Here is a 21,716-nt window from a genome sequence, read left to right as displayed (position 1 = left end):
ACCTCGAACGTGCGCGTCCTGCATATCGGCAAATTCTTTCCTCCACATGCGGGCGGCATCGAACGCTTCAGCGCGGATCTCTGCGCGGCGCTCGCCGAGCGCGGTGCTGCGGTCGCCATGATCGCGCACGCCTCACCGGCCGACGGCAAGGCACGGCGCTTCCGCGAAGCAGGGGTCGACGTGCATCTCGCCGCCTGTCACGGGCAGTTGTTATACGCGCCGGTCAGTCCCTCGTTTCCGTTCGCGCTCACGCGCCTGATCGGCGAGTTCAAACCCGACTTGCTGCATCTTCATATGCCGAACACCTCGGCATTCTGGGCATTGCTGTCGCCCGGCGCGCGGCGTTTGCCGTGGGTCGTGCAATGGCACGCTGACGTACCCCTCGATGTACGCCGGCCCGCCGTGCGCGTGATGTACGGCGTTTATCGGCCTTTCGAGCAGGCGCTGCTGCGGCGCGCCGCCGCGATTGCGCCCACCTCGGCGGCATACCGCGACTCAAGCGGCGCACTCGCCGCGTGGCGCGACAAAATCGAGGTCATACCGCTGGGCATCGGCGAGACTGCGCCCGGTAGCGACCCGGAAACGCAAAAAGTGGAAGTTGCTGCAAAAGATACTTTTTCCGAATCCGTACTTTGGCCCGGTAACGGCGTGCGCCTGCTCGCCGTCGGTCGCCTGAGCTATTACAAAGGCTTCGACGTGCTGCTGCGCGCGCTCGCGCAGACGCCCGAAGCCAGCCTGCTCCTGGTCGGCGGCGGCGAATGCGCCGCGAGCCTGCGCGGACTCGCACGCGAGTTGCGCATCGAAGACCGCGTGCGCTTTGCCGGCCACGTTGACGACGCGCAACTCGCGCTCGCCTATGCACAGGCCGATCTATTCTGTCTGCCGTCGATCGAACGTACCGAAGCGTTCGGCGTGGTCCTGCTCGAAGCGATGCGCGCGCGCCTGCCGACGATCGCAACCTCGATCCCGGGCTCCGGCGTCGGCTACGTCGTCGCCGACGGCGTCACCGGCACGCTCGTCCCACCGGGCGATGCACAGACGCTCGCCGATGCAATTCGTCGCCTCGGCGCCGATGCGGGCCTGCGTGCGCGCTACGGTGAGGCCGGCCACGCGCGCTGGCGCGCGGAGTTCACGCTGGATCGCTGTGCGGAGCGCGTGCTGGAACTGTACCACTCGCTGGTTCCGGCCAGCGCGCATCGCGCAGCAGCATCGCCAGCACCGTGACCCACGCAGGCACGATCTGCAGAACCAGGCGGTTGATCGCCGTGTAGCTTTGCGCCCAGGCCGACGCGCCGGTAAACAGAAAAAGAATCAGCAACAGGGTCGCGCAGACGAGCAGCAGCAGCGCGGGCAGCCGCAGCCAATCGTGCACGATCAATTCACGCCAGCGCCATACCAAGATGGCCGGAGTCAGCCACCAGAGCAGATGCCAGTTTGGCTGAGCGAACAGGGTTTCGACTGCACCGCCTGCCGCACCGGACCGCCAGTGCAGATTGAGAACGAGGGCTAAGGGCCCGATCGCCGGCACCGCGATGCTGCCGTCTACATTCATCACGCCCGCGTGAATGCACAGAAAGCGAAGGCCGCCCAGCGGGAATAGGACGACGAACAACACCGCACCACCGATCGCGACCGACCAGCGCCAGCGCGAAGGCAGTGCGCCGAAACCGATCGCGCCGAGCAGGCAAGCCGCCCAGATCCAGCCTTCCATCTTGAGCCACGGCAAGATCAGCGCGCAGAGCAGCGCGAGCCAGAGCTGGCTGCGCTCGCGGCGCTGCAGCCAGCGCATCCATGCGAGCACGCCGAAGCCGAAGCCGGTCGCGACCCAAAGATCTGCATAGCCGGCCAGCGCGACATGTACCGAAAGCAATGGCAGCGAACCTAGCGCATAAACGAAGATCAGCGCGCGCACCCGATCCATGCCCAAGGCGCGCCATTGCCCGTAATGTCCGAGCAGTAGCGCGATCCACAATCCGAGCCAGGGCAGGTTGATCAGCGGCTCGATCCAACCGCCGGCCGCGCTCGCAAACCACAACTCGATCCAGGCGAGAGCGTTCGGATAGTGCCAGGCGACCTCGGTATACAAATCCCCTTGCGCGGAGCTCAACCAGTCCGGCATCGACACGAACGGAACATAGTGGTCGAGCAGGAACCATGTCTTCGGCTTCACCGCCCAGGCAGACCAGGCGTCCCAAGGATAAAGCGGGCGCAGCCAGACTTCGCGCGCGATGATCGCGCCGCGTACGGCGAGCGAGGCCAGCATTGCCGCCAGGCCTGCGCACTGCCAATTCGACAGAACTCTAGAACTCTCCGAAGGGCTGCTGGCACCCGCCCTGCGTCGCCAGGCGATTGCTGCAGCGATCACAAACACCGGCAACAAACACCAGCTTGCATTCATCCAAGCCTGCGCGACCGCGTCGCGCGCAGCGATCGAAGCAAACGCTGCCACGAGCAACATGCCGAAGAGAAATCCATAGCCGGCACAAGTAGATTTCCAGCCGCGCACGCGTTGTGGGCTGGCGGCCATATACACGACGATTCCTGTAGACAGCGGCAACAACCACGCCAAAATGTAGGCTAGGTTCATGGCTCCGCCTTCTCCGGTCGGAGCACGCGCAAATCACCGTTCTCGTAAATCAGCTTTGCTGGAACGGAGATCTTGTCGTTGCCGAGGCGCCCGGAATCCTTGTCGTATGTCCATTCACTGCTGTACACCGCAACGAGGGCATCGTCCGGCAACGTCACTCCAGGTGCTTCGCTGAGTGTCTGCTCGAGAGGCGCGGTGTTGAGCGGAAGCAAAAAGTAAATCGTGCGTAGCAGCGTATAAGGCGAATCCGAGTGCACGAGCACGCGTGCGGCATGCTGTTCGGCCGCAATCTTGGCGATCTCTCTTGCGGCCACGAGAGTCGCCTCATCCGGTTGCAAAACGGCGCGCAACGCCCAAGGCTTGCCAGCGTAAACTTCTTCGGTGACCTTATGTTTGTCGATAAGGTCATCAAGCCAACGCAGGTCAAGGATGATCCACGCACCGATCGCAACTGCACACATCGATTTCATTGCTCGCGAGCGCGGCCAACCCAATACGATCCACGCCGCAAGCCATGACGCCAACGCGCCGATCGCGAACACCGGCAGCATCCACGAGTGCCCCAACATTCCACGTCCTGACCCAATCGTATTGATCGATTGCAGCGACCAGGGGCGATAGCCGAACCAGTCGCTGGCGAGACGAGGAAATACGACGCTCCAAGACGGTGTATCGAGTTGTATCTCTTCGATGCGGAATGGCTCGAACGATACTGCTGCACTGGGCGGCACTAATTGTGCCGCAGCGTACTCGGCGAATCCGAGTTCGGTGATCTCTCCCTGCCACTGCTCGAAACGAGACAAATCGACTGCGACTTCCACATTTCCCGGCGGCGGCAGGGAAATCGTCTGCACATCATTCGGCGCGTCGCGCCGCCGAAAAATCAAGGCAAATTCCAGCGTGCTCGGAAAGTCGACCACCCGATAGCGCAACACCGGATACTTGTCGGCGCGAACGCGCGGCAACTGTATGGTCTGCAAGCCGGTACCATCGTCACCGAGCGCGCTCACCGCGAGGCCGCCCGTATTGCCCGGGCTTTGCCCGAAACGAATCTGGAATTCGCGACCGGGCAGACGCAGATGTTCACGCGCGGTCCACGGCGACCGCCACGACACTCCGGCGGCCCATGCGAATAGCACCGTCCAGATCGCAAGCAGTATGGGGATCAGGACGAGGCGGCGGATCATGCGGCGGATTGTGCCAGCAGACCGTTAATTTCCTGTTCGCTGAATCCGGCCGCACGCCGCGCCGTTTCGTTGAACGGCGGCTTCAGCGCCGCGCGCGCATGCACCGAAATCAAACGTGCGAACGTCGCCTGCGCATCGAGATGCTCGCGCGCGCAGCACCAGGCGAACCAACGCGAACCGGCGGCGACATGCGCGACCTCTTCGCGCAGGATGATTTCGAGAATATCGACCGTACGCTTGTCGCCGACGTCGTTGAGGCGCGCGATCATGCCCGGCGTCACGTCGAGTCCGCGCGCTTCGAGTACGCGCGGCACGAGCGCCATGCGCTCAAGGCAAGAGCCGGACGTCTTTACCGCCATTTCCCAAAGACCGTTGTGCGCGTCGAAGTCGCCGTAGGCATGGTCCATCTCGGCCAAGCGAGCGGAGAGCATCTGGAAATGCCGCGTCTCGTCGGCGGCTACTTGGGCCCAGTCGCGATAGTAGTCGCGCGGCATGTCGCGGAAACGGTAGACCGCGTCCCAGGCGAGATCGATCGCATTGAACTCGATATGCGCGACGGCGTGCACGAGGGCGGCGCGCCCCTCCGCACTGCCGAGTCCGCGCTGCGGCAGCGCACGCGGCGGAACCAGGCGCGGCGCCAACGGCCGACCGGGCTGGGCGATGGGTTGCACTGCGTTCGGCGTTTCGACCGCAAAATCGTCCGCGGAGATCAGCGCCGCGGCCTCGGCGCTGCGCGCGAGTTTTTCTTCGACGCTGTTCGCCGCCAGACAGGTTTCCGCGAGAGCGTAGATATCGATCATGACGCGTCCCTGGTCAAAGTGCCGCTCTAAGAAACGTGACGCCGCTGCGCCTTGGTTTCATCCGAACGCGAGAATTCCAATTCGCGCAGGTAGGTGCTGTCGACACCGGTCACGTATTCGCCCGAGAAGCACGACGTGTCGAAGTGCTTCAGGTCTTCGTTGCCGTCGGCGACCGCAGCGACCAGATCTTCGAGATCCTGATATACGAGCCAGTCGGCGCCGATGAACTGCTGCACCTCTTCTTCGGTGCGTCCGTGCGCGACCAGTTCGGCCGCGGCCGGCATATCGATGCCGTAGATGTTGGCAAAACGCACCGGCGGCGCGGCCGAGGCGAAGAACACTTGGCGCGCACCCGCATCGCGCGCCATCTGCACGATCTGCTTCGAGGTCGTGCCGCGCACGATCGAATCGTCGACGAGCAGCACGTTCTTCTTGCGGAATTCGAGGTGCACCGGATTGAGCTTGCGCCGCACCGATTTCACGCGCTCGCTCTGCCCCGGCATGATGAACGTGCGGCCGATGTAGCGGTTCTTGACGAAGCCTTCGCGCATCGGCACGCCGAGCGCCTGCGCCAGCGAACTCGCCGCGGTGCGCGAGGTGTCGGGAATCGGGATCACCGCATCGATGTGATGGTCCGGACGCAGGCGCTTGATCTTCTCGGCGAGACGCTCGCCCATGCGCAGGCGTGCCTTGTACACCGACACGTCCTCGATCATCGAATCGGGGCGCGCGAGATAAACGTATTCGAAGATGCACGGCGCGTGCAGCGCGCCTTCCGCGCATTGGCGGCTGAACAGCTTGCCGTCCGCGGTCAGCAGCACGGCCTCGCCCGGCGCAACGTCGCGCATCAGGCGGAAGCCGAGAATGTCCATCGCCACCGATTCGGACGCGACCATGTACTCGCGCCCTTCGGCCGTCTCGCGCTCGCCGAGCACGAGCGGACGAATGCCGTGCGGATCGCGGAACGCGACGACGCCGTAGCCGAGCACGAGCGCGACGGCGGCATAGCCGCCACGCACACGCGAGTGGACGCCGGCGACCGCCTTGAAGATGTGATCGGGCGACAGCGCGTGGCGCTCCTGGATCTGCAGCTCGTGCGCGAAGATGTTGAGCAGGACTTCCGAATCGGACTCGGTGTTGATGTGCCGGCGGTCTTCCTCGTACATCTGCCGGCGCAATTCGACCGTGTTGATCAGGTTGCCGTTATGCCCGAGGGCGATGCCGTACGGCGAATTGACGTAGAACGGCTGCGCCTCGGCGGTGCTCTCCGAACCCGCAGTCGGATAGCGGCAATGGCCGATGCCGATATGGCCGCGCAGCTTGAGCATGCTCTCGCGGCCGAACACGTCGTTGACCAGGCCGCCGCCCTTGTGCAGACGCAGCTTGTCGTGGTCGATCGTAGCGATGCCGGCTGCATCCTGGCCGCGGTGCTGCAGGACGGTAAGCCCGTCATAGAGCGCCGAAGCGACTTCGGATTTGCCGACGATTCCGATAATTCCGCACATGAGAGGTACTGTCCGAGAATGGGTTTGGGGGACGAACTAAGCCATTCGGCGCGGAACGTGGGGGCAATTTTATCAAAACTCCAGTGAAGTTTTGCTAGCGCCGCGCAATAAGGGGTTTCCGCGTCAGGCCTTGTGTTCGTCGGGCGCGGGCTTTTTCTCCTCCGGCGCCGGCGGCAACAGCAGTCCGCGCAGGTCGAGATACTTCGTCACATCGGCCGGCATATGCGCCGCGGCCCACTGCGCGCCCTCCTGAAAACTCGGCAGAAGGCGCGATTCGTGCCACCACGGATCGCGCGTAAACGGCGTGAAGCCGAGCAGCAGCACGGTCAGCGTCACCAGCACGATGCCCCGGGCGAGACCGAATATCGCGCCGAGCAGACGATCGGTGCCGGTCAAGCCGCTGCCTGCGACGAGTTTGCGCATAAGGAAACCGACGATCGCCCCCGCTATGAGCACGGCGACGAAGCACAGCGCATAGCCGAGCACGATGCGCGCCGAAGGCAGGGTCACCGCGGTCAACGCGCCGGCGACATGCGGCCCGAGCGTCCACGCCACCCACGCTGCGGCGATCCACACCGCCAGCGCCAGCACTTCGCCGACGAAGCCGCGCCACAGGCCCATCAGCACGGACAGGCAAAGCGCACCGAGGATGACGTAGTCGGCCCAATTCATGGGGGAGCCGGGATTGGGGATTCGGGATTGGGGATTCGGGTGAAGCTAAAGCAGAAAAGCGAGGGACTCGAGTCTTTAGGCGAGCGGCGCGCCGTGCGCCTACCGCTCTTTCGAATCCCGAATCCCCAATCCCGAATCCCCGCCCTGCTCACGGCTGCGTCTTGACGATCGCCGCGATCTGGAATTTCTGCTTGAGCGTCGTCACCGCCGCGTCGGCGCCGCCGCGATCGGCGTACGGTCCGGCGCGCACCTTCCAGAAGGTCGTGTCGCCGTCGCTCGATTTCTCGACGAACGCGGCGATGCCGCCGTTGCGCAGGCGGTCGCGCAGCTTGTTCGCCTCGTCTTCCGCCTTGAATGCGCCGGCCTGGACGACATAGGCGCCGGCACGCCCGGCCGGCAGGTTCGGCGCGGACACGGGCTTGTCGTCAGTTTTCGCCGTCGTGCTCTGCTTGGCGGTCGAAGCTGCCGGTTTCGCGTCGCTCGCCGCGGGCTTGTCGGCCGGCTTGTCCGCGTCGCCGCTCTGCACGATGCTGCTCGGCACCTTCGCATCGGCCTGCTTGATCTTGAGCCGCACGTTTTCCGCCGCGGCACGGTCACCGTAGGGCCCGACGCGCACACGCTGCGCCGCCTTGCCCTGATATTCGGTGGTTTCGGCGAATGCGGGATAGCCGAGCTTCTTGACCTTGTCGACCAATGCGCTGGCATGCCCGGCATCGGCGTAGACGCCGAGGTTGACCAGGAAGCGTCCGTCGCTCTGCGTGGCCGGTGCGGGCGGCGGCGAAGGCGCCACCGGGGCCGGAGTTGCCGGTGGCGGGCTGACCGGCGCGGAAGTAGTGGTGGTGGGCTTTGCCGCGGGTGCCGGCTTGGTTGCGCTGTCGGGCGCCTCGAAGCTGGCCGGCGCACCGGTCTCCACAGAAGCTACCTTGTTGCCGTCGGCGGGCGCGGGCGGTTTCGCCGTGGGGTTCGGCGTCGCCGGCGTGCCGGGCTTCGGCGGATCGACGCTGAGATTGCGCGTCTCAAAATTGCGCTCGGGCGCCGGCGGGATATTCAGACTCTGCGTGGTGTTCTCGGGCTTCGGGGGCGTCGAAGTCAGGAACATCGGTACGAAAATGACTGCCAGCGCGATCAGTACCGCTGCGCCGAGCAAGCGTTGTTTCAAGGCAGAATCCATAGCGTCCTCCGTAGCCTGCGCCGATTATAGCGGGCGCCCGTTAGGAACCTGCGATTCGACGTCCGCCTATTTACCTCGGGTTGCGCGATGCCGTCCCCTACCGCAGGCCCAGCCCGCCAACACCGTTGCGCGGCATCGGCAGTTGGAATGCGAGTCTCTCTGTCCACTGCGAAAACACATACCGCCGCCGCGTACGCAACGTCGAGCGTGGCCGATCTTTCGCCAATTTCTTACGCAGCGACGAAGCCGTTGCGCGCCGCCCATGCAAGCGCCGGCGCCGCGACGTGGAACGAACCGAAAGCGAGAATACGGTCGTCCGGCCTCGCCGCGGCGAGCGCCGCATCGAGCGCGCGGTCGACATCGGCAAAGCATTCGCGCGCCGTCGCCATGGCCGCATCCATGCGCGCGGCCAGATCCGATGCGGCGAGTCCGCGCGGCGTTTCCGCGTCGAGACCCGCGACATACCAGCGGTCGATCGCCGCGATGAGCGGCACGACGATGCCGGCGATGTCCTTGTCGGCCAGCGCGCCGAACACCGCAAGGGTGCGTCCGCGCGACGGCGCCAGCGCGAGCCAGCGCGCAAGCACTTCGGCAGCCTGCGGATTGTGTGCCACGTCGATAACGAGTTCGGCTGCGCCGGATTTGCCGAATCGCTGCAGCCGCGCGCTGACGCGCGCATTGCGCACACCGGCGGCGAGCGCTGCATCGTCGACGACGATCCGGTCGCGCAGGCAGTGCAAAGCTGCGATCGCCGCGGCCGCGTTTGCGCGCTGCACCGGCGCGACGAGTGCCGGGGCGGGCAAGGCGACGCGGCGTTCCTGCGCCATCCAGACCCAACCATTTTCCGCCGGTTCGAAACGGTAGTCGTGCCCGGCCTCGAAGATCGCCGCGCCGATGTCACGCGCACTTTGCGCCAACGCCTCGGGCGCCGCCGCGTCGCCGATGACCGCGGGCCGGCCGGCGCGAAAAATCCCGGCCTTCTCGCGCGCGATCTGCGCACGGTCGTTGCCGAGCCAATCCTGATGATCGAGATCGATCGTGGTCACCACGGACGCATCCGCATCGATGATATTGACCGCATCGAGGCGGCCGCCGAGGCCGACTTCGAGCACGGCGGCATCGAGTCCACTTTGCGCAAAAATCCACAATGCAGCGAGCGTGCCGAATTCGAAATAGGTCAGCGTGATCGGCTGCTCCGGCAGCGAGAGGCGCGCCGCTTCGATGTGCTCGAACGCCTCGACCAGCAGCGCATCGCTCGCATCGATGCCGGCGACGCGCACGCGCTCGTTGTAGCGCAGCAGGTGCGGCGAGGTGTAGCAACCCACGCGCTTGCCGCTTGCCGCGAGCATCGCTTCGAGAAAGGCGACGGTCGAGCCCTTGCCGTTGGTGCCGCCGACGGTGATGACCACCGGCGCCACACGCGCCACGCCCATGCGCCGCCACACCTCGCGCACGCGCGCAAGACCGAGATCGACGCCGAGCGCATGCACGCTCAGCTGGTAGTCGAGCCATTCCTCAAGGGTGCGTGATGTCATTTCCCGGTTCTTCTGTGTTGCAAATACGCACGCACTCTGGCGTGATGACGTTATGCCGCGCGCCGTTGCCGACCAATTGAATCTTGCCCTCGCCGCGCTGCCGCCCGGCGCGCTGGTTGTCGGTTACAGCGGCGGCGCGGATTCTAGCGTGTTGCTGCATGCCCTCGCGCACAATCCGATCGCACTCGCGCGCGGTCTGCGCGCCGTGCATGTCGATCATGCCCTGCATGCCGACAGCGCGGTGTGGTCGGAACATTGCCGCAAGTTCGCGACCGGTCTCGGCGTGCCGATCGAGGTCGTCCGCGTCGAGGTCGCGCGCGACCGCGGCACCGGGCTCGAAGACGCAGCGCGCACCGCACGGCGCGACGCATTCGAGCGCGTGCTCGCGCGCGGCGAAATCCTCGCCCTCGCCCACCATCGAGACGATCAAGCCGAAACCGTGCTGCTGAAACTGCTGCGCGGCGCGGGGCCAGAAGGCCTCGGCGGCATGCGTGCGCTGCGCAAATTCGGCGCCGGCCTGCTCTGGCGGCCGCTGCTCGAACTGCCGCGCGCCGCCGTGCTCGACTACGCGCGAGCACACGACATCGACGGACTCGACGATCCGAGCAACGCCGACACCGCGCTGCGGCGCAATTTTCTGCGCCGCGAAATCTTGCCGCGCCTGCGTGCGCGCTGGCCCGACGCCGACGTCGCGCTCGCGCACAGCGCGGGCTGGGCACGCAATGCGGCCGACTTCGTCGATGCCGAGGCGCGCAAGGCGCTCGCACGCCTGCAAGGCCTCGATCCGGCAACGCTCGTCTATCGCGACTGGCTGAACCTGCACGACGCGCTGCGCGACCCGGTGCTGCGCCTGTGGCTGCGCGGCCTCGGCCTCGACGAGCCCGCGCACTTCCACGTCGCCGAACTCGAACGCCAATTGCGCGATGCCGAACCGGACCGCCTGCCCTGCGTGCGTTTCAGCGCCACTGAACTGCGCCGCTATCGCGACCTGGTCTACGCGCTGCGCACACCGACGCCGCTAACCGACGCCTGGCAAGCAGATTGGGACGGACAAGCGAAACTGGCGCTGCCCGGCGGCGGCACGCTCGAACTGGCACGGCCGCGGCAGGTCTCGCCGGCGCTGACTGTGCGCTACCGCCGCGGCGGCGAACGCATCCGGCCTGCCGGCATGGCGCATACGCGCGAACTGCGCCTGCTGCTGCAGGAAGCCGGCGTGCCGCCCTGGCTGCGCGAACGCATTCCGCTGATCTGCCGCGGCGACAAGCTTATTGCGGTCGCCGATCTTTTCCGCAGCGACGCGGCCGTCGATCTCGATTTGCGCTTCTGTTTTCGCAGCGAAGACGTTACCTAGCCGCGCAACGGTTAGGCCGCGCGTTTGCGTTTGCGCTCCACGGGTTCCGCCTGTTCCGGCTCGGCCATTTCGAGCACGAGCCGAGCGAACGCGTCGGCCGCTGGCGTTGCGTCGGTCTTGCCGCGGATCAGAAGAAAATCCGCGCTCGGCAAGGCCGGCAAGCCGTAGCCGTCACCGATGACTTTCATGCCGGGCTCCAGGTTGTCGCGGGTCAACACGGCGACACCGAAGCCGCCGTGCACGGCGGCAAGCAAGTCGCGCACACTCTGCGAGGTGAACGCGATATGCCAGTCGATCGGCGTGCCGTCGAGCGCGTCGAGGCCGACCTGGCGGCAGATGCACGACGACGGCGCGAAGGCCAGCGGCAGCGAGCCGTTCGCCGGCAGCTCGAAATACTCCGCGGCGGCCCAGACGAATTGCGTACGCCGCACGACAACGCCGTCCTTGCCGGCCGGGACGCCCAGCACAATGGCGAGGTCGAGTTCACCGCCCGCGAGCATTTCGCGCAGGTCGAGCGAGATGCCAGCACAGACTTCGAGGCGTACGCCGGGAAAGGTCCGCGCAAACTGGCAGAGCAGTTTCGGAAACTGGCTGCCCATGAAATTCTCCGGCACGCCGACGCGAAGTACGCCCGCAATCGGCGAGGGGCGGAAGCGCGCGTTCAAGGTATCGAGCGACTGCAGGGCCTGCTTCGCGTAGCGCAAAAGATCCTCGCCGTCCTGGGTCAGGTTCAACTTGCGCGTCGTGCGATGCAGCAGCGGCCGGCCGACGTGTTCTTCGAGGCGGCGGATCTGATGGCTGACCGCGGACTGGGTCAGGTACAAGCGCTCGGCCGCACGCGTGAATCCACCGGCCTCTTTGACCGCAACGAAGGTACGCAGCAGAGCGGGATCGAAATCCATGATGAAAAATAATGAATCGATAGAAATTAAATCATTTCTATCATGATCGACGACTCGGCACAATGCCCGCCCCCTCCTTCCACTCTCGGCCCCCTTATGGCTGCCGCCATTCCGTCTCGCGAACGCAGCAATACGCTTGCCCTCGTCGCCGTCTGCCTCGCCACCCTGATGTTCGGCCTGGAAATCTCCAGCGTGCCGGTGATTCTGCCGACCCTGGAAAAAGTCCTGCACGCCGATTTCAAGGGCCTGCAGTGGATCATGAACGCCTACACGATCGCCTGCACCACCGTGCTTATGGCGACCGGCACGCTCGCCGACCGCTACGGCCGCAAGCGCGTATTCCTGATCTGCGTCACCGCGTTCGGCATCACCTCGCTGCTCTGCGGCCTGGCTGCGAACACCGCCGTGCTGATCGTCGGCCGCTTTCTCCAGGGCATGGCCGGCGGCGCGATGCTGATCTGCACGATCGCGGTGCTCTCGCACCAGTTCCGCGAAGGCGCCGAGCGCAGCCGCGCCTTCGTCGCCTGGGGCGTGATCAGCGGCGTCGGCCTCGGCTTCGGCCCGATCATCGGCGGCCTGATCGTCGCCGTTTCGAACTGGCAATGGGTGTTCCTGATCCAGGCGCCGATCGCCGCGCTGTCGCTCGCGCTCGCCGTGGGCAGCGTGCAGGAGTCGCGCGATCCGCAGGCTGAGCATCTCGATCTCTGGGGCATCGTCACCCTGTCGGTCGCGGTCTTCGCGCTGACCTATTTCATCACCCAGGGCTCCGACCTCGGCTTCGCCAGCGCGGCCGCGCTCGGCATCCTCGCGCTGAGCGTCGTCGGATTCGTCGCCTTCGTCGTCGTCGAGAAACGCATTGCCCATCCGATGTTCGATTTCTCGGTGTTCGGCATCCGCCAGTTCTCCGGCGCGATCATCGGCTGCATCGGCATGAACTTCAGCTACTGGCCGTTCATGATCTACCTGCCGATCTATTTCCAGGGCGTGCTCGGCTACGACAGTTCGACCGCCGGCGTCTTCCTGCTCGCCTACACCCTGCCCTTCCTCGCGATGACGCCGGTCGCCGAGCGCATCCTGCAACGCTACGGCGCGCGCGTCGCCGTGCCGCTCGGTCTGGCCACGATCGGCACGGGCTTCGTGCTGATGGCGCTCGGCAGCAGCCTCGAACATGCGAGCGGATGGACGATCCTGCCCGGCTTGCTCGTCGCCGGCATCGGCATCGGCCTGACCAATACGCCGGTGACGAATACGACGACGGCCTCGGTGTCGAGCGACCGCGCCGGCATGGCCTCGGGCATCGACGTGAGCGCGCGCCTGATCGCGCTCGCGATCAATATCGCGGTCATGGGTTTGATCCTGCAGGAAAGCATCCGCGCACAACTGCGCGGCGCGCTCGGCGCAAGCGTGGATGCCACCGCGCTGCAGGCGCAGGCCGAACGCATCGCCGCGGGCAATCTGGCCGCGTCCGACACGCTCGCACACACCGCACTGGCGCACGGCTTCGGTGCCGTGATGCTCTACGGCGGCATCGGCGTGATCGTGCTCGCGGCAATCAGCTACACGATCTTCGGGCGCGGCGCGGCATCTGCGCGGCGTTAGTCCGCAACGCGTTTGCCGCGAAAGAGATTCGACTCATCCCCGGGAAGACTCCCGGGGATTCGCGTGCAGGAAAATCAGACCAGCGCCGCGACCATGACGCGCTTGCCGTGACGCAACTGCTCATAGCCGTCGGCCGGCACCGGCAGCACGTAGGCGTCGCGGAAACCGATCGCGCGCAGCAGCCAGATCAGGCCTTCGGTACTCGGAGCGAGGCAGACGCCGGTCACGCTCGCTTCGGGCGCATGGATTTCGTCGACTTCATCGATGATGCCGAAGCAGCCCTTGAGCGGGCGCACGTATTCGTACGAACCCCAGTCGACCATACCCGACATATGCGGCACGACCTGGGTCTCGATCACGCAGGCGCGGCGCGCGAGCGTGCGCGCGACGCGCAGCGCGCCGATCGGGTTCTCGAGATGATAGAGCAGGCCGAACATCAGCACGAGGTCGTGCATGCCATCGTTCTCGGGCTTCAGCGCGAACACATCGCGCTGGCGCGTATTGATCGCGCTCAATTCATAAATCTGCGCGAGCAGCGCGGCGTCCTCGACGTGTTCGGCACGCGCATCGATCGCCTCGACGCGGCCGAAGCCGGCACGTGCGAGCTGCAGCGAGAACCAGCCCTGGTGGCAAGCCAGGTCGATCGCGCTCATGCCCGACCGGTCGCCGCCGAGCTTGTCGGCAAGAAACGCGTCGAGCATGCGCGCGCGCGTGTGATGGATCGCGTCGACGCGGCCGTCGTGTGTGCTCGTGAGCTGGCGTCCGTCCGGCAGAGTCAGCGGATAGAACCATTGTTTTTCCAGCGCGCGCGCATACAGCGCATCGCGGTCGGTCGTAGCTGTCGACATTGCTGCTCCGTGTGATGACCTCGCGCGGCGCCCGCGGCGGCGCGCGGCGGCCTGCACGGCTCGTCCGCAACGCACGCCCCGGCCGGCCGCACTCAGCAATGATACCAAGCGCGGCGCGGCCGACGCTCGCGCCGCGTATCGTCGACGCCCGTGCGGCGGTCTACGCCGCCGGCCACAACCACGCGAACGTGGCCGCGGTGACGATCGCGTAGACCAGGCCATCGATCATGTATTTGACCGACACGATCCATGGCTGCGCGCGCCAGATCGAATTCGTGCCCTCGCCGAGCGAGTAGCCGAGCAGTGCCGCGAGCCCGACCGTGTGCCAGATCGCGTGGCTGCCGGGGTGCGGCGGCAGCGCCTGCGCGGCGAGCGCGGCGCAGAGGATCGACACGACGAGGCAGAACGCGAACCACTGGCCAAGGAATGCGCCGAGATTGAACATCCCGTTGGCGCTCAAGTTGATCTTGGCGATCGGCCCGCGCTCGAACTTCGCCCGCACCGCAGGGTCCTTGAGCGTCGCCGGATCGCAGTGCGGAATCACGTACATACCGGGGACCGGCGCGGTCTTGCGAATCGCGTCGCCGATTTCGTCCTCGTTGTCAAAACGTCGATAGTCGGGCGTATGCCAGAACTTCAACGCCATATTGATCACGCTGCTCGCGATGAACACGAACACGGCGGAAAGCACTACGGGCAACCAGAAAGACAGCAGCGACATGGCACACTCCTTCTTCGTGGATGAAGACCGGTGTCCTTCTGCGCGCGGAGATCGGATGCCCCGCCGCCGAGTCGATCGCCGCGTGCAGCCAAGCTGCGCGCAGCGCCGTTTTCAGATGGCGAGCGCTTGCGCGACCTTTGCCTCGATCCAGTTCAGATCGGGAATGACCGCCTGATCGCTGCGCACGAGCACGTGCGCGCTCGTTCCGGGCGACGGCTGCTCGCCGCCGTCGGTGCGCACGAGCAGGTCGGGCGTGATCGTGGTCAGGCGCGGCAGGCCCTGGGCGATCAGGCCGATGTGCGGCAGCGCGCCGTCCTTGCCGTCGAGCGTCTTGAGCACCGCGACGCGCGCCTGCTTGGTGTCTTCGTGCGCGCTCGTGCCGGTCAGCATCGGCAGCGAAACGAGCGGAATCGCGCCGTCGCGCCAGGGCATGCGTCCGAGCAGCCACGCCGGCGCGCCGTCGATCTTTTCCAGGCCGGAGAGCGGCGCGATCTCGGCGACGATCGCATTCGGCAGCAGCACGCGGGCGCCGCCGATCGAAATGAGGACGGCGTGGATTTCGCGCGGAAGGGCTTCGCTCATGTCGGTTCCTGTGCCTTACTGCGCCGTGCCGAGCAGGTCGCGGATGTTCTTGATCAGCTCGACGTCCTGGTACGGCTTGCCGAGGTAGCCTTCGACGCCGATCTCCTGCGCGCGCGCGCGATGTTTGTCGCCGGTGCGCGAGGTGACCATGATGATCGGCACGCGCGCGGTGCGCGGATCGCCCTTCATATGCTCGGCGAACTGATAGCCGTCCATGCGCGGCATCTCGATGTCGAGCACGACCAGATCGGGGATGCGGTCGGCGAGCTTTTCGATTGCATCGATGCCGTCCTTCGCCGTGACCACGTCCATTTCCTCGCGTTCGAGCACGCGCGACGTCGCCTTGCGCATGGTGATCGAATCGTCGACGACCATGATGAGCCGGCGACGCTGCACGCGCGCTGCGGCAGCGGGAACCACGGGCGCAACGCCCTGCGCACGCAGCGCGGCGACGCGGCGCAGCAGCGGAGCGAGGTCGAGAATCATGATGACCGAGCCGTCGCCCATGATCGTTGCGCCGAGGATGCCCGGCACCGAGGTGATCTGCGGGCCGACCGACTTGACCACGATCTCGCGCGAACCGAGCACGTGGTCCACGCGCACCGCGGCGCGCTGGTCGCCGCTGCGCACGATCAGCAGCGGCACGTGCACGTCGTCGGGCACCGCGGGCGAGATTTCGCCGAGCAGCGGAGCGAGATCGAGGATCGGGTACGCTTCGCCAGCGTAGACGTATTCCGGTTCTTCCGCGGCGAGGCGCGTGTCGAGTTCGCCACGCGCGATGTGCACGGCGCCTTGTACCGCATTCATCGGGATCGCATAGTTCGCATCGCCGAGGCGCACGATGATCGCCTGGGTCACGCCGAGCGTGAACGGCAGGCGCACGGTGAATGCGGCGCCGCGGCCGGGATTCGACTCGATCGCGAGCGAGCCGCCGAGCTGCTTGATCTGGTTGGCGACCACGTCCATGCCGACGCCGCGGCCGGCGAGGTGGGTCAGGCTTTCCGCGGTCGAGAAGCCGCTGGCGAGAATGAAGGCGTCGAGCTCGCGGTCGCCGATCTTCGCATCGGGTGTGAGCAGGCCGCGTTCGATCGCGCGGCGGCGGATCGCTGCGCGGTCGAGGCCACGGCCGTCGTCGCTGATGCGCAGCACGGTTTCGGTCGCTTCACGCGCGAGCGCGATGCGCACATTGCCTTCGATCGGCTTGCCCGCGGCGAGGCGCTCGGGCACGTCTTCGATGCCATGCACGAGGGCGTTGCGCAGCATGTGTTCGAGCGGCGCCTTCATGCGTTCGAGCAGGGTGCGGTCCATTTCGCCCTGTGCGCCTTCGACGCGCAGCAGCGCCTCTTTGCTGAGCGAGACTGCGGTCTGGCGCAAGGTGCGGCGCAGCGCCGGCACGAGCGAATCGAACGGCACCATGCGCGTGCGCATGAGGCTTTCCTGCAAATCGGCGCTGACGCGCGACTGCTGCATCAGCAGCGACTCGGACTGACGCGTGAGCTGGTCGAAACCGACCTGGATCGAGACCAAGTCCGACATCGACTCGGCCAAGCTGCGCGAGAGCTGCTGCAACTGGCTGAAGCGGTCGAGTTCGAGCGGATCGAACGTCGAGGCGTCGCCTTCGCGCTGGAAACGCGAAGCCATCTGCGCCTCGGCCTCGAGTTCGAGGCGGCGCATCTGCTCGCGCAGACGCGATACGGTCGCTTCCATTTCGACGACGTTGGCGCGGTAGCTGGCGATCTGCTGTTCCAGACGCGAACGGTAGATCGCCACTTCGCTGGCGCCGTTGACCATGGTGTCGAGTTGAGCGGCACGCACACGGATGTATTCGCTGCCGGCGAATACCGGCTCGTCCTGCTGCGGCGCGGCGGCACCGGACGCGGCTTCTTCGGCGGCAGCCGTTTCGACAGGCTCGGCGGCTGCGGCGGGCGCGGGAGCGTCGTCCACGAAATAAGCAACCGGCGCGGGCGCGGGCGCCTGCGGCTCCGGCGGCGGTTCGGCAACGGCGGGTTCGATCTCGGGCTCGCTGCGCGACAGCGACTCGAGGCGCGCGATCAACGCCGACGGCATCGTCGTCGGCTGGCGCGCGGCGGTCGCCTGGACCAGCGAATGCAGGGTATCGAAGCCGCGCTCGATCGCGTGCAGCATCGCACCGTCGAGTTCGCGGCCGTTTTCCACCGCGCCTTCGAGCAGCGATTCCATCGCATGACCGAGCTCACCGATCGAGGCGAGCGCGGACATGTTTGCGCCGCCCTTGATCGTATGCAGGTCGCGGCGCAACCCGTCGAGCAGGCCGGTGTCGCCCGGTGCGCCGCGCAGGCGCAGCACGAGCGTGTCGGTGCGGTCGAGAATTTCCTGCGCTTCGAGCACGAAGATGTCGAGCAGGTCTTCGTCGATGTCGGGCACCGGAAGGACCGCATCGGCCGGCGCGGACGCGCGCACCGGCGGCTCGTACGCCGGCTCCGCGGGCGCGGGCGGCGAGAAAAATTCGGGAGCGTGAGTCGGTTCCGGCGACGGCGCATCGGCGAACGACGACGGCGCTTCCTCGGCCGCCACGGGTTCATGCGACGCCTGCGGCAACGCTTCTTCCGCCGCCTCGTGCAGACTCTGCTCGTCGGCGAAAGCAACATGCTCCGTCTCGGCATGCGCCGGTGGCGCCACTTCCTCGGCAACCGGCGGCTCGGCCGGGATCGTGCGCGAAAGCAATGTCTCGTTCGCCGCGATCGCCGCTTCGAAATCGTCGGGCGACAGCGCGGTATCGGCTTCGACCGGCGGTGTCTCGGACACGTGAGCCGGCGCATCCGCGACCGGCGCGGCATCGAGCCCCGTCAGGTCCATGAATTCGGCCATCTCGGCCGGAACCTCTGCGCTGCCGGCTTCGTGCGTCGACGTCTCGTCGGCGAATCCGGCGATCAAGGCTTCGATATCGTCGTCTTCGAGCGACACCTCCCCATGCGCCGCAGTCTCGACCGGTTCGGCCATTTCAGCGGGAGCATCGCCAGCGAAGTGCGGGGTGGCGTGTTCGAGTTCTTCGGCGAAGTCGGCAAACTCGTCCGCCACGGACGGTTCGGCATCGTCGATGATCGACTCGGCCGCGGAGACACCGTCGCGCCAGGCGACGATGCGCGCCGTAAGTTCCGCCGTGTCCGGCATGGCGGCGCCGGTACCTTCGAGCGCGGCCAACGTCTGCTTGGCCGATGCGGAAACGGATTCGAGCGCAGCGATGCCATCGGCATCGAGCGTGCGCCCGGCGTTGTGCGAACGCGCGAGCCAGCTTTCGACCGGCGCGAGCAGATGCGCCATCTGCGGCGCCTCGACCATCGCGAACGCACCGTTCAGCGTGTGCACCGCGCGCACGAGTTCGTCGCGCACCGTAAGCGGCGCTTCGCGCCCGCGCGCCACCGCCGCGTCGACGACGGCGAGATGCGCATCGGCTTCGCTGCGCAGCACTTCGAGCAGCAGTTGATCGACGTGCGGCGCGGACGCCGCAGCCGGTCCGGGCTCGGCCGGCGTTTCGGTTTCGGGCGCGGCGGCAAACAGCGGCTCAGCGGCCTCATGCGTTTCCGCCGCACGCAGGTCTTCGGCGAGATCCAACGTATCGGCGAAGTGAGCGGTTGCGGCGTGCGGTTCCTCTTCGACGGGCTCTTCGAGCTCGACCAACGGTTCCAGCTCGAACCATTCGGTTTTCGCTGCCGGCTCCTTTTCGAGTTCGTGTTCGCCCTCGGCGGCGTGCTCGGGTTCGGACGCAGCGGGCGGCTCCACCGCAGCCGGCGGTTTGATCTCGACCGGCAGCTCACCTTCGGTCATTGGCACCAACTCGAGAACCAGCGGCGCCTTGATGACCGGTTCGGCCACGGGCGGCTCGCTGGCCGCAACCGGCGCCTCCGCGACGAACGCGTGATCGATCGGCGCAGCTTCGACAGCCGGTGTCTCGGCGACAGGTGTGTCGACCTGCGCCGTCTCGGCAGCAGGCGCTTCGACCACCGCTGGCGCGGCCGGCGCGGCGAAACTGCTTTCGTCGATCGGCGAGGTATCGCCCGCGCAGAGGCGGTCGATCGCCGCAGAGAAGCCTTCCATCGCAAAGCTCGAACGCTCGTGCCGGCTCAATTCGTCGCGGAAGCGCGGCAGCGCGCCGATCGCATAGCCGACCACGTGCAGCAACGGCGGGCTCGCCGTGATGCTGCGGTCGAGCACGCGATTGAGCATGTTCTCGATCTTCCAGGCGAAGTCGCCGAGCGCGAGCGCACCGACGAGACGGCCAGAACCCTTGAGGGTGTGGAACGAGCGGCGCACGGTCTTGAGGTTTTCGGTTTCCTCTGGATCGGCGCGCCACAGCGGAAAATGCTTGCGCAGGCTGGCAATCTCGTCGTCCATCTCGTCGAGAAACACCTGCCGCAGTTCTTCGTCGATCACCGGCGGCGCCGCATCGGCAACCGGCGCGGGAGCCGTCGTCGGTGCGGAGGTAAACGCGGCGACCGGCGCGGCGGCTTCGGCGGCCGTCTGCGCCGCATCCTCCTGCGCGTGAGCCGCAGCGGCTTCCGCGGCCGACTTGATTTCGGGCCAATAACCGAGCGAGGCGAGGCTCTCGCGCATCACGTCGAGCACGCGCTCGCGATCGCCGCGCTGTTCGCGCACCGCCTCGATGTAGTACTCGATCGAGGCGACCGCGTCGGCAAGCGCATCGATCTGCCGGCGCTCGGGCACGCTGCGGTGCTGCAGCAGTTCGTTCTGCACGTACTGCACCATAGCGTTGACCGGCTTCGCCGCATCGCGCAGGGCGAGCATGTCGAGAGCGCCGGCGATTTCGGCGAGCAGGCCCGGCGCGGTTTCCAGATGCGCGTAGTCCCACGGGCCTTCGATGAAGGCGATGATGTCCTGCTTGACCTTGCCGACGTTGACCAGCGCTTCCTGCATCAGCACATAGAGCAGGCGCACGACTTCGGCACGCGGCACTTCGGTCGCGGGCGCGGTTTCGGCTGCTTCGTCTTTGGCGCCGAGGCGCGAGATGTGGTCGTCGAGCGACGCCTCGACCACGAGCAGACCGCCGGCGATGTCGAGCAGATTGTCTTCGTTCGCTTCCGCGGAGCCGTCGGCGATGCGACGGATCGCGTCGCGCTGCTCGATCACGAGCTGGCGCGGCTGGCCCATGCCGAGCATGCCGAACGTGTCGGCGAGGCCGGCAAGCGTCTCGGCCTGCATGGCGAGATCGGCGACGTTGCGGTTCGGCGAGTGCAGGTAGACGTTGAGGGTTTCCTTGACCCGCAGCAGATCTTCGCGGATGCCGCCGGCAACGGTGTCGAGCAGGGCGCGGTTGTGGCCCGAGATCGAGCCGTGCGCGTGTTCGAGTTCTTCTTGGGTCGGCAGCAGGTTGCGCAGGTTGTAGAAGGCGACCACGGCTTCGGCGCGCGTGCCATGGGTCTGCGCGTGGGCGAGGTAATAGAGCAGGTTCTTGACCAGTTCCTTGGTCTGCGACGAAGCAAGCGCGGCTTCGCCTTCGTCGATCAGGCGTTTGATCTCGCGGTCGAGTTTGCCGAACAGCAGCTTGATCGCGACGCTCGCATCGATCGAGCCGCTCTGCAGCCCTTCGACGACAGCGCCGGCGATCCACCAGAGGCGGCGCGCGACGTCCTCGCCGCAGCCGGCGTAGAGGCTGTCGAAAATTTGTGCGATGCGCGCGAGCGGCGCAGCGGCCGCAGGCTCGCGAATCCAGCGCAGCAGTGAGAGCTGGTAATCGTTGCGCAGGCTCTTTGCACTCGTGCGCAGGATTTCCGGATGCAGTGCATTCGCAGCCGGGGTCGGCAACCCCGCGTCGATGTTCGGCGCAAACAGCACCGACTCGCTGAGCAATTTTTCGCCGCGCGCCGCGCGCAGATCGTTGAGCAGCGGCAGCAGGACGATCGGGATGTCTTTGTGTCCGCTCTGCAGGCGCTCGAGATAGTCGGGCAGTTGCAGAAAACCGCGCATGAGCACGGAATACACGTCCTCGCGCGGCGCGATGCCGCCGTCGACGAGGCCGCGCGCGACGCGTTCCATTTCCTCGGTCACGAGCGCGGCGCCGTACAGCTCGACCATGTGCAGCGTGCCGTGGGTCGTGTGGAGGTCGGCGGCGCAGTCGCGCATCGCCTGCGTGTCGGCGGGGTCGGCGGCGAAGCGTTCAAGCGACTGGCGCGCCTGCTTCAGCGTCGCGTCGAGCTCGGGCTTGATCCAGCCCAGCGCCGTGAAGTCGGTTTCCTGAGTGAGATTCATCGAGGGCTGACCA

15 protein-coding genes are annotated in these 21,716 nt (G+C 66.4%); 3 read left to right on the top strand and 12 right to left on the bottom strand.

What is annotated here, in order from left to right; all coding sequences use genetic code 11:
- Positions 1-9 precede the first annotated feature (9 nt).
- Positions 10-1,224, top strand: coding sequence for a glycosyltransferase (locus FFS30_RS14905; RefSeq protein WP_137913950.1), 1,215 nt, complete (start codon positions 10-12; stop codon positions 1,222-1,224).
- Here the strand turns inward: FFS30_RS14905 and FFS30_RS14900 are convergent.
- The 7 genes from FFS30_RS14900 to folC form a co-directional block, all read right to left on the bottom strand.
- Positions 1,130-2,587 (bottom strand): hypothetical protein, encoded by a 1,458-nt coding sequence (locus FFS30_RS14900; RefSeq protein WP_137913949.1) that lies wholly within the window; start codon positions 2,585-2,587, stop codon positions 1,130-1,132. The genes FFS30_RS14905 and FFS30_RS14900 overlap by 95 nt on opposite strands.
- The gene (locus FFS30_RS14895; RefSeq protein ID WP_137913948.1) at positions 2,584-3,774 is read right to left on the bottom strand and encodes a hypothetical protein; all 1,191 of its coding nucleotides are present in this window, start codon (positions 3,772-3,774) and stop codon (positions 2,584-2,586) included. Before FFS30_RS14895 ends, FFS30_RS14900 begins: the two co-directional genes overlap by 4 nt.
- Complete coding sequence (locus FFS30_RS14890; RefSeq protein WP_137913947.1) at positions 3,771-4,574, bottom strand: ferritin-like domain-containing protein; 804 nt, start codon at positions 4,572-4,574, stop codon at positions 3,771-3,773. The genes FFS30_RS14895 and FFS30_RS14890 overlap by 4 nt, the downstream gene beginning before the upstream one ends.
- A gap of 26 nt (positions 4,575-4,600) precedes the next feature.
- Positions 4,601-6,079: an amidophosphoribosyltransferase gene (gene purF, locus FFS30_RS14885; RefSeq protein ID WP_137913946.1), complete on the bottom strand. Its 1,479-nt coding sequence runs from the start codon at positions 6,077-6,079 to the stop codon at positions 4,601-4,603.
- Between the two features lie 123 nt (positions 6,080-6,202).
- Positions 6,203-6,751 (bottom strand): CvpA family protein, encoded by a 549-nt coding sequence (locus FFS30_RS14880; RefSeq protein WP_137913945.1) that lies wholly within the window; start codon positions 6,749-6,751, stop codon positions 6,203-6,205.
- Between the two features lie 148 nt (positions 6,752-6,899).
- Entirely contained in the window at positions 6,900-7,910 is a 1,011-nt protein-coding gene (locus FFS30_RS14875) for an SPOR domain-containing protein (protein ID WP_171014638.1), read from the bottom strand.
- 242 nt (positions 7,911-8,152) lie between these two features.
- Positions 8,153-9,457, bottom strand: coding sequence for a bifunctional tetrahydrofolate synthase/dihydrofolate synthase (folC, locus tag FFS30_RS14870; RefSeq protein ID WP_137913943.1), 1,305 nt, complete (start codon positions 9,455-9,457; stop codon positions 8,153-8,155).
- 52 nt (positions 9,458-9,509) lie between these two features.
- Between folC and tilS the strand changes: the two genes are divergently transcribed.
- A complete protein-coding gene (gene tilS / locus FFS30_RS14865; RefSeq protein ID WP_137913942.1) occupies positions 9,510-10,808 on the top strand; it encodes a tRNA lysidine(34) synthetase TilS in 1,299 nt (432 codons plus the stop codon).
- 11 nt (positions 10,809-10,819) lie between these two features.
- Here the strand turns inward: tilS and FFS30_RS14860 are convergent, their stop codons facing one another.
- Positions 10,820-11,710 carry a LysR family transcriptional regulator gene (locus FFS30_RS14860; RefSeq protein ID WP_137913941.1) on the bottom strand — a complete coding sequence of 297 codons (891 nt, stop codon included), beginning with the start codon at positions 11,708-11,710 and terminating at the stop codon, positions 10,820-10,822.
- A gap of 96 nt (positions 11,711-11,806) precedes the next feature.
- Between FFS30_RS14860 and FFS30_RS14855 the strand changes: the two genes are divergently transcribed.
- Positions 11,807-13,309 carry an MFS transporter gene (locus FFS30_RS14855; RefSeq protein ID WP_137913940.1) on the top strand — a complete coding sequence of 501 codons (1,503 nt, stop codon included), beginning with the start codon at positions 11,807-11,809 and terminating at the stop codon, positions 13,307-13,309.
- A 74-nt stretch (positions 13,310-13,383) separates the two neighbouring features.
- On the opposite strand, the gene FFS30_RS14850 is transcribed toward FFS30_RS14855, so the two are convergent.
- From FFS30_RS14850 to FFS30_RS14835, 4 genes are all read right to left on the bottom strand, one after another.
- Positions 13,384-14,157 (bottom strand): class I SAM-dependent methyltransferase, encoded by a 774-nt coding sequence (locus FFS30_RS14850; RefSeq protein WP_171014637.1) that lies wholly within the window; start codon positions 14,155-14,157, stop codon positions 13,384-13,386.
- Positions 14,158-14,317: 160 nt separating this feature from the next.
- Positions 14,318-14,878, bottom strand: a complete 561-nt coding sequence (locus tag FFS30_RS14845) for a hypothetical protein (protein ID WP_137913938.1) — start codon at positions 14,876-14,878, stop codon at positions 14,318-14,320.
- A gap of 111 nt (positions 14,879-14,989) precedes the next feature.
- Positions 14,990-15,460: a chemotaxis protein CheW gene (locus tag FFS30_RS14840; protein WP_137913937.1), complete on the bottom strand. Its 471-nt coding sequence runs from the start codon at positions 15,458-15,460 to the stop codon at positions 14,990-14,992.
- A gap of 15 nt (positions 15,461-15,475) precedes the next feature.
- A complete protein-coding gene (locus tag FFS30_RS14835) occupies positions 15,476-21,703 on the bottom strand; it encodes an Hpt domain-containing protein (RefSeq protein WP_137913936.1) in 6,228 nt (2,075 codons plus the stop codon).
- Between the last annotated feature and the right edge of the window lie 13 nt (positions 21,704-21,716).

The sequence above is a fragment of the Rudaea sp. 3F27F6 genome, assembly GCF_005503555.1.
In the GTDB taxonomy this organism is placed as follows: domain Bacteria; phylum Pseudomonadota; class Gammaproteobacteria; order Xanthomonadales; family Rhodanobacteraceae; genus Rudaea.
The sequence above is the reverse complement of the archived record's forward strand: the minus strand, read 5'-3'. Positions and strand labels throughout refer to the sequence as shown.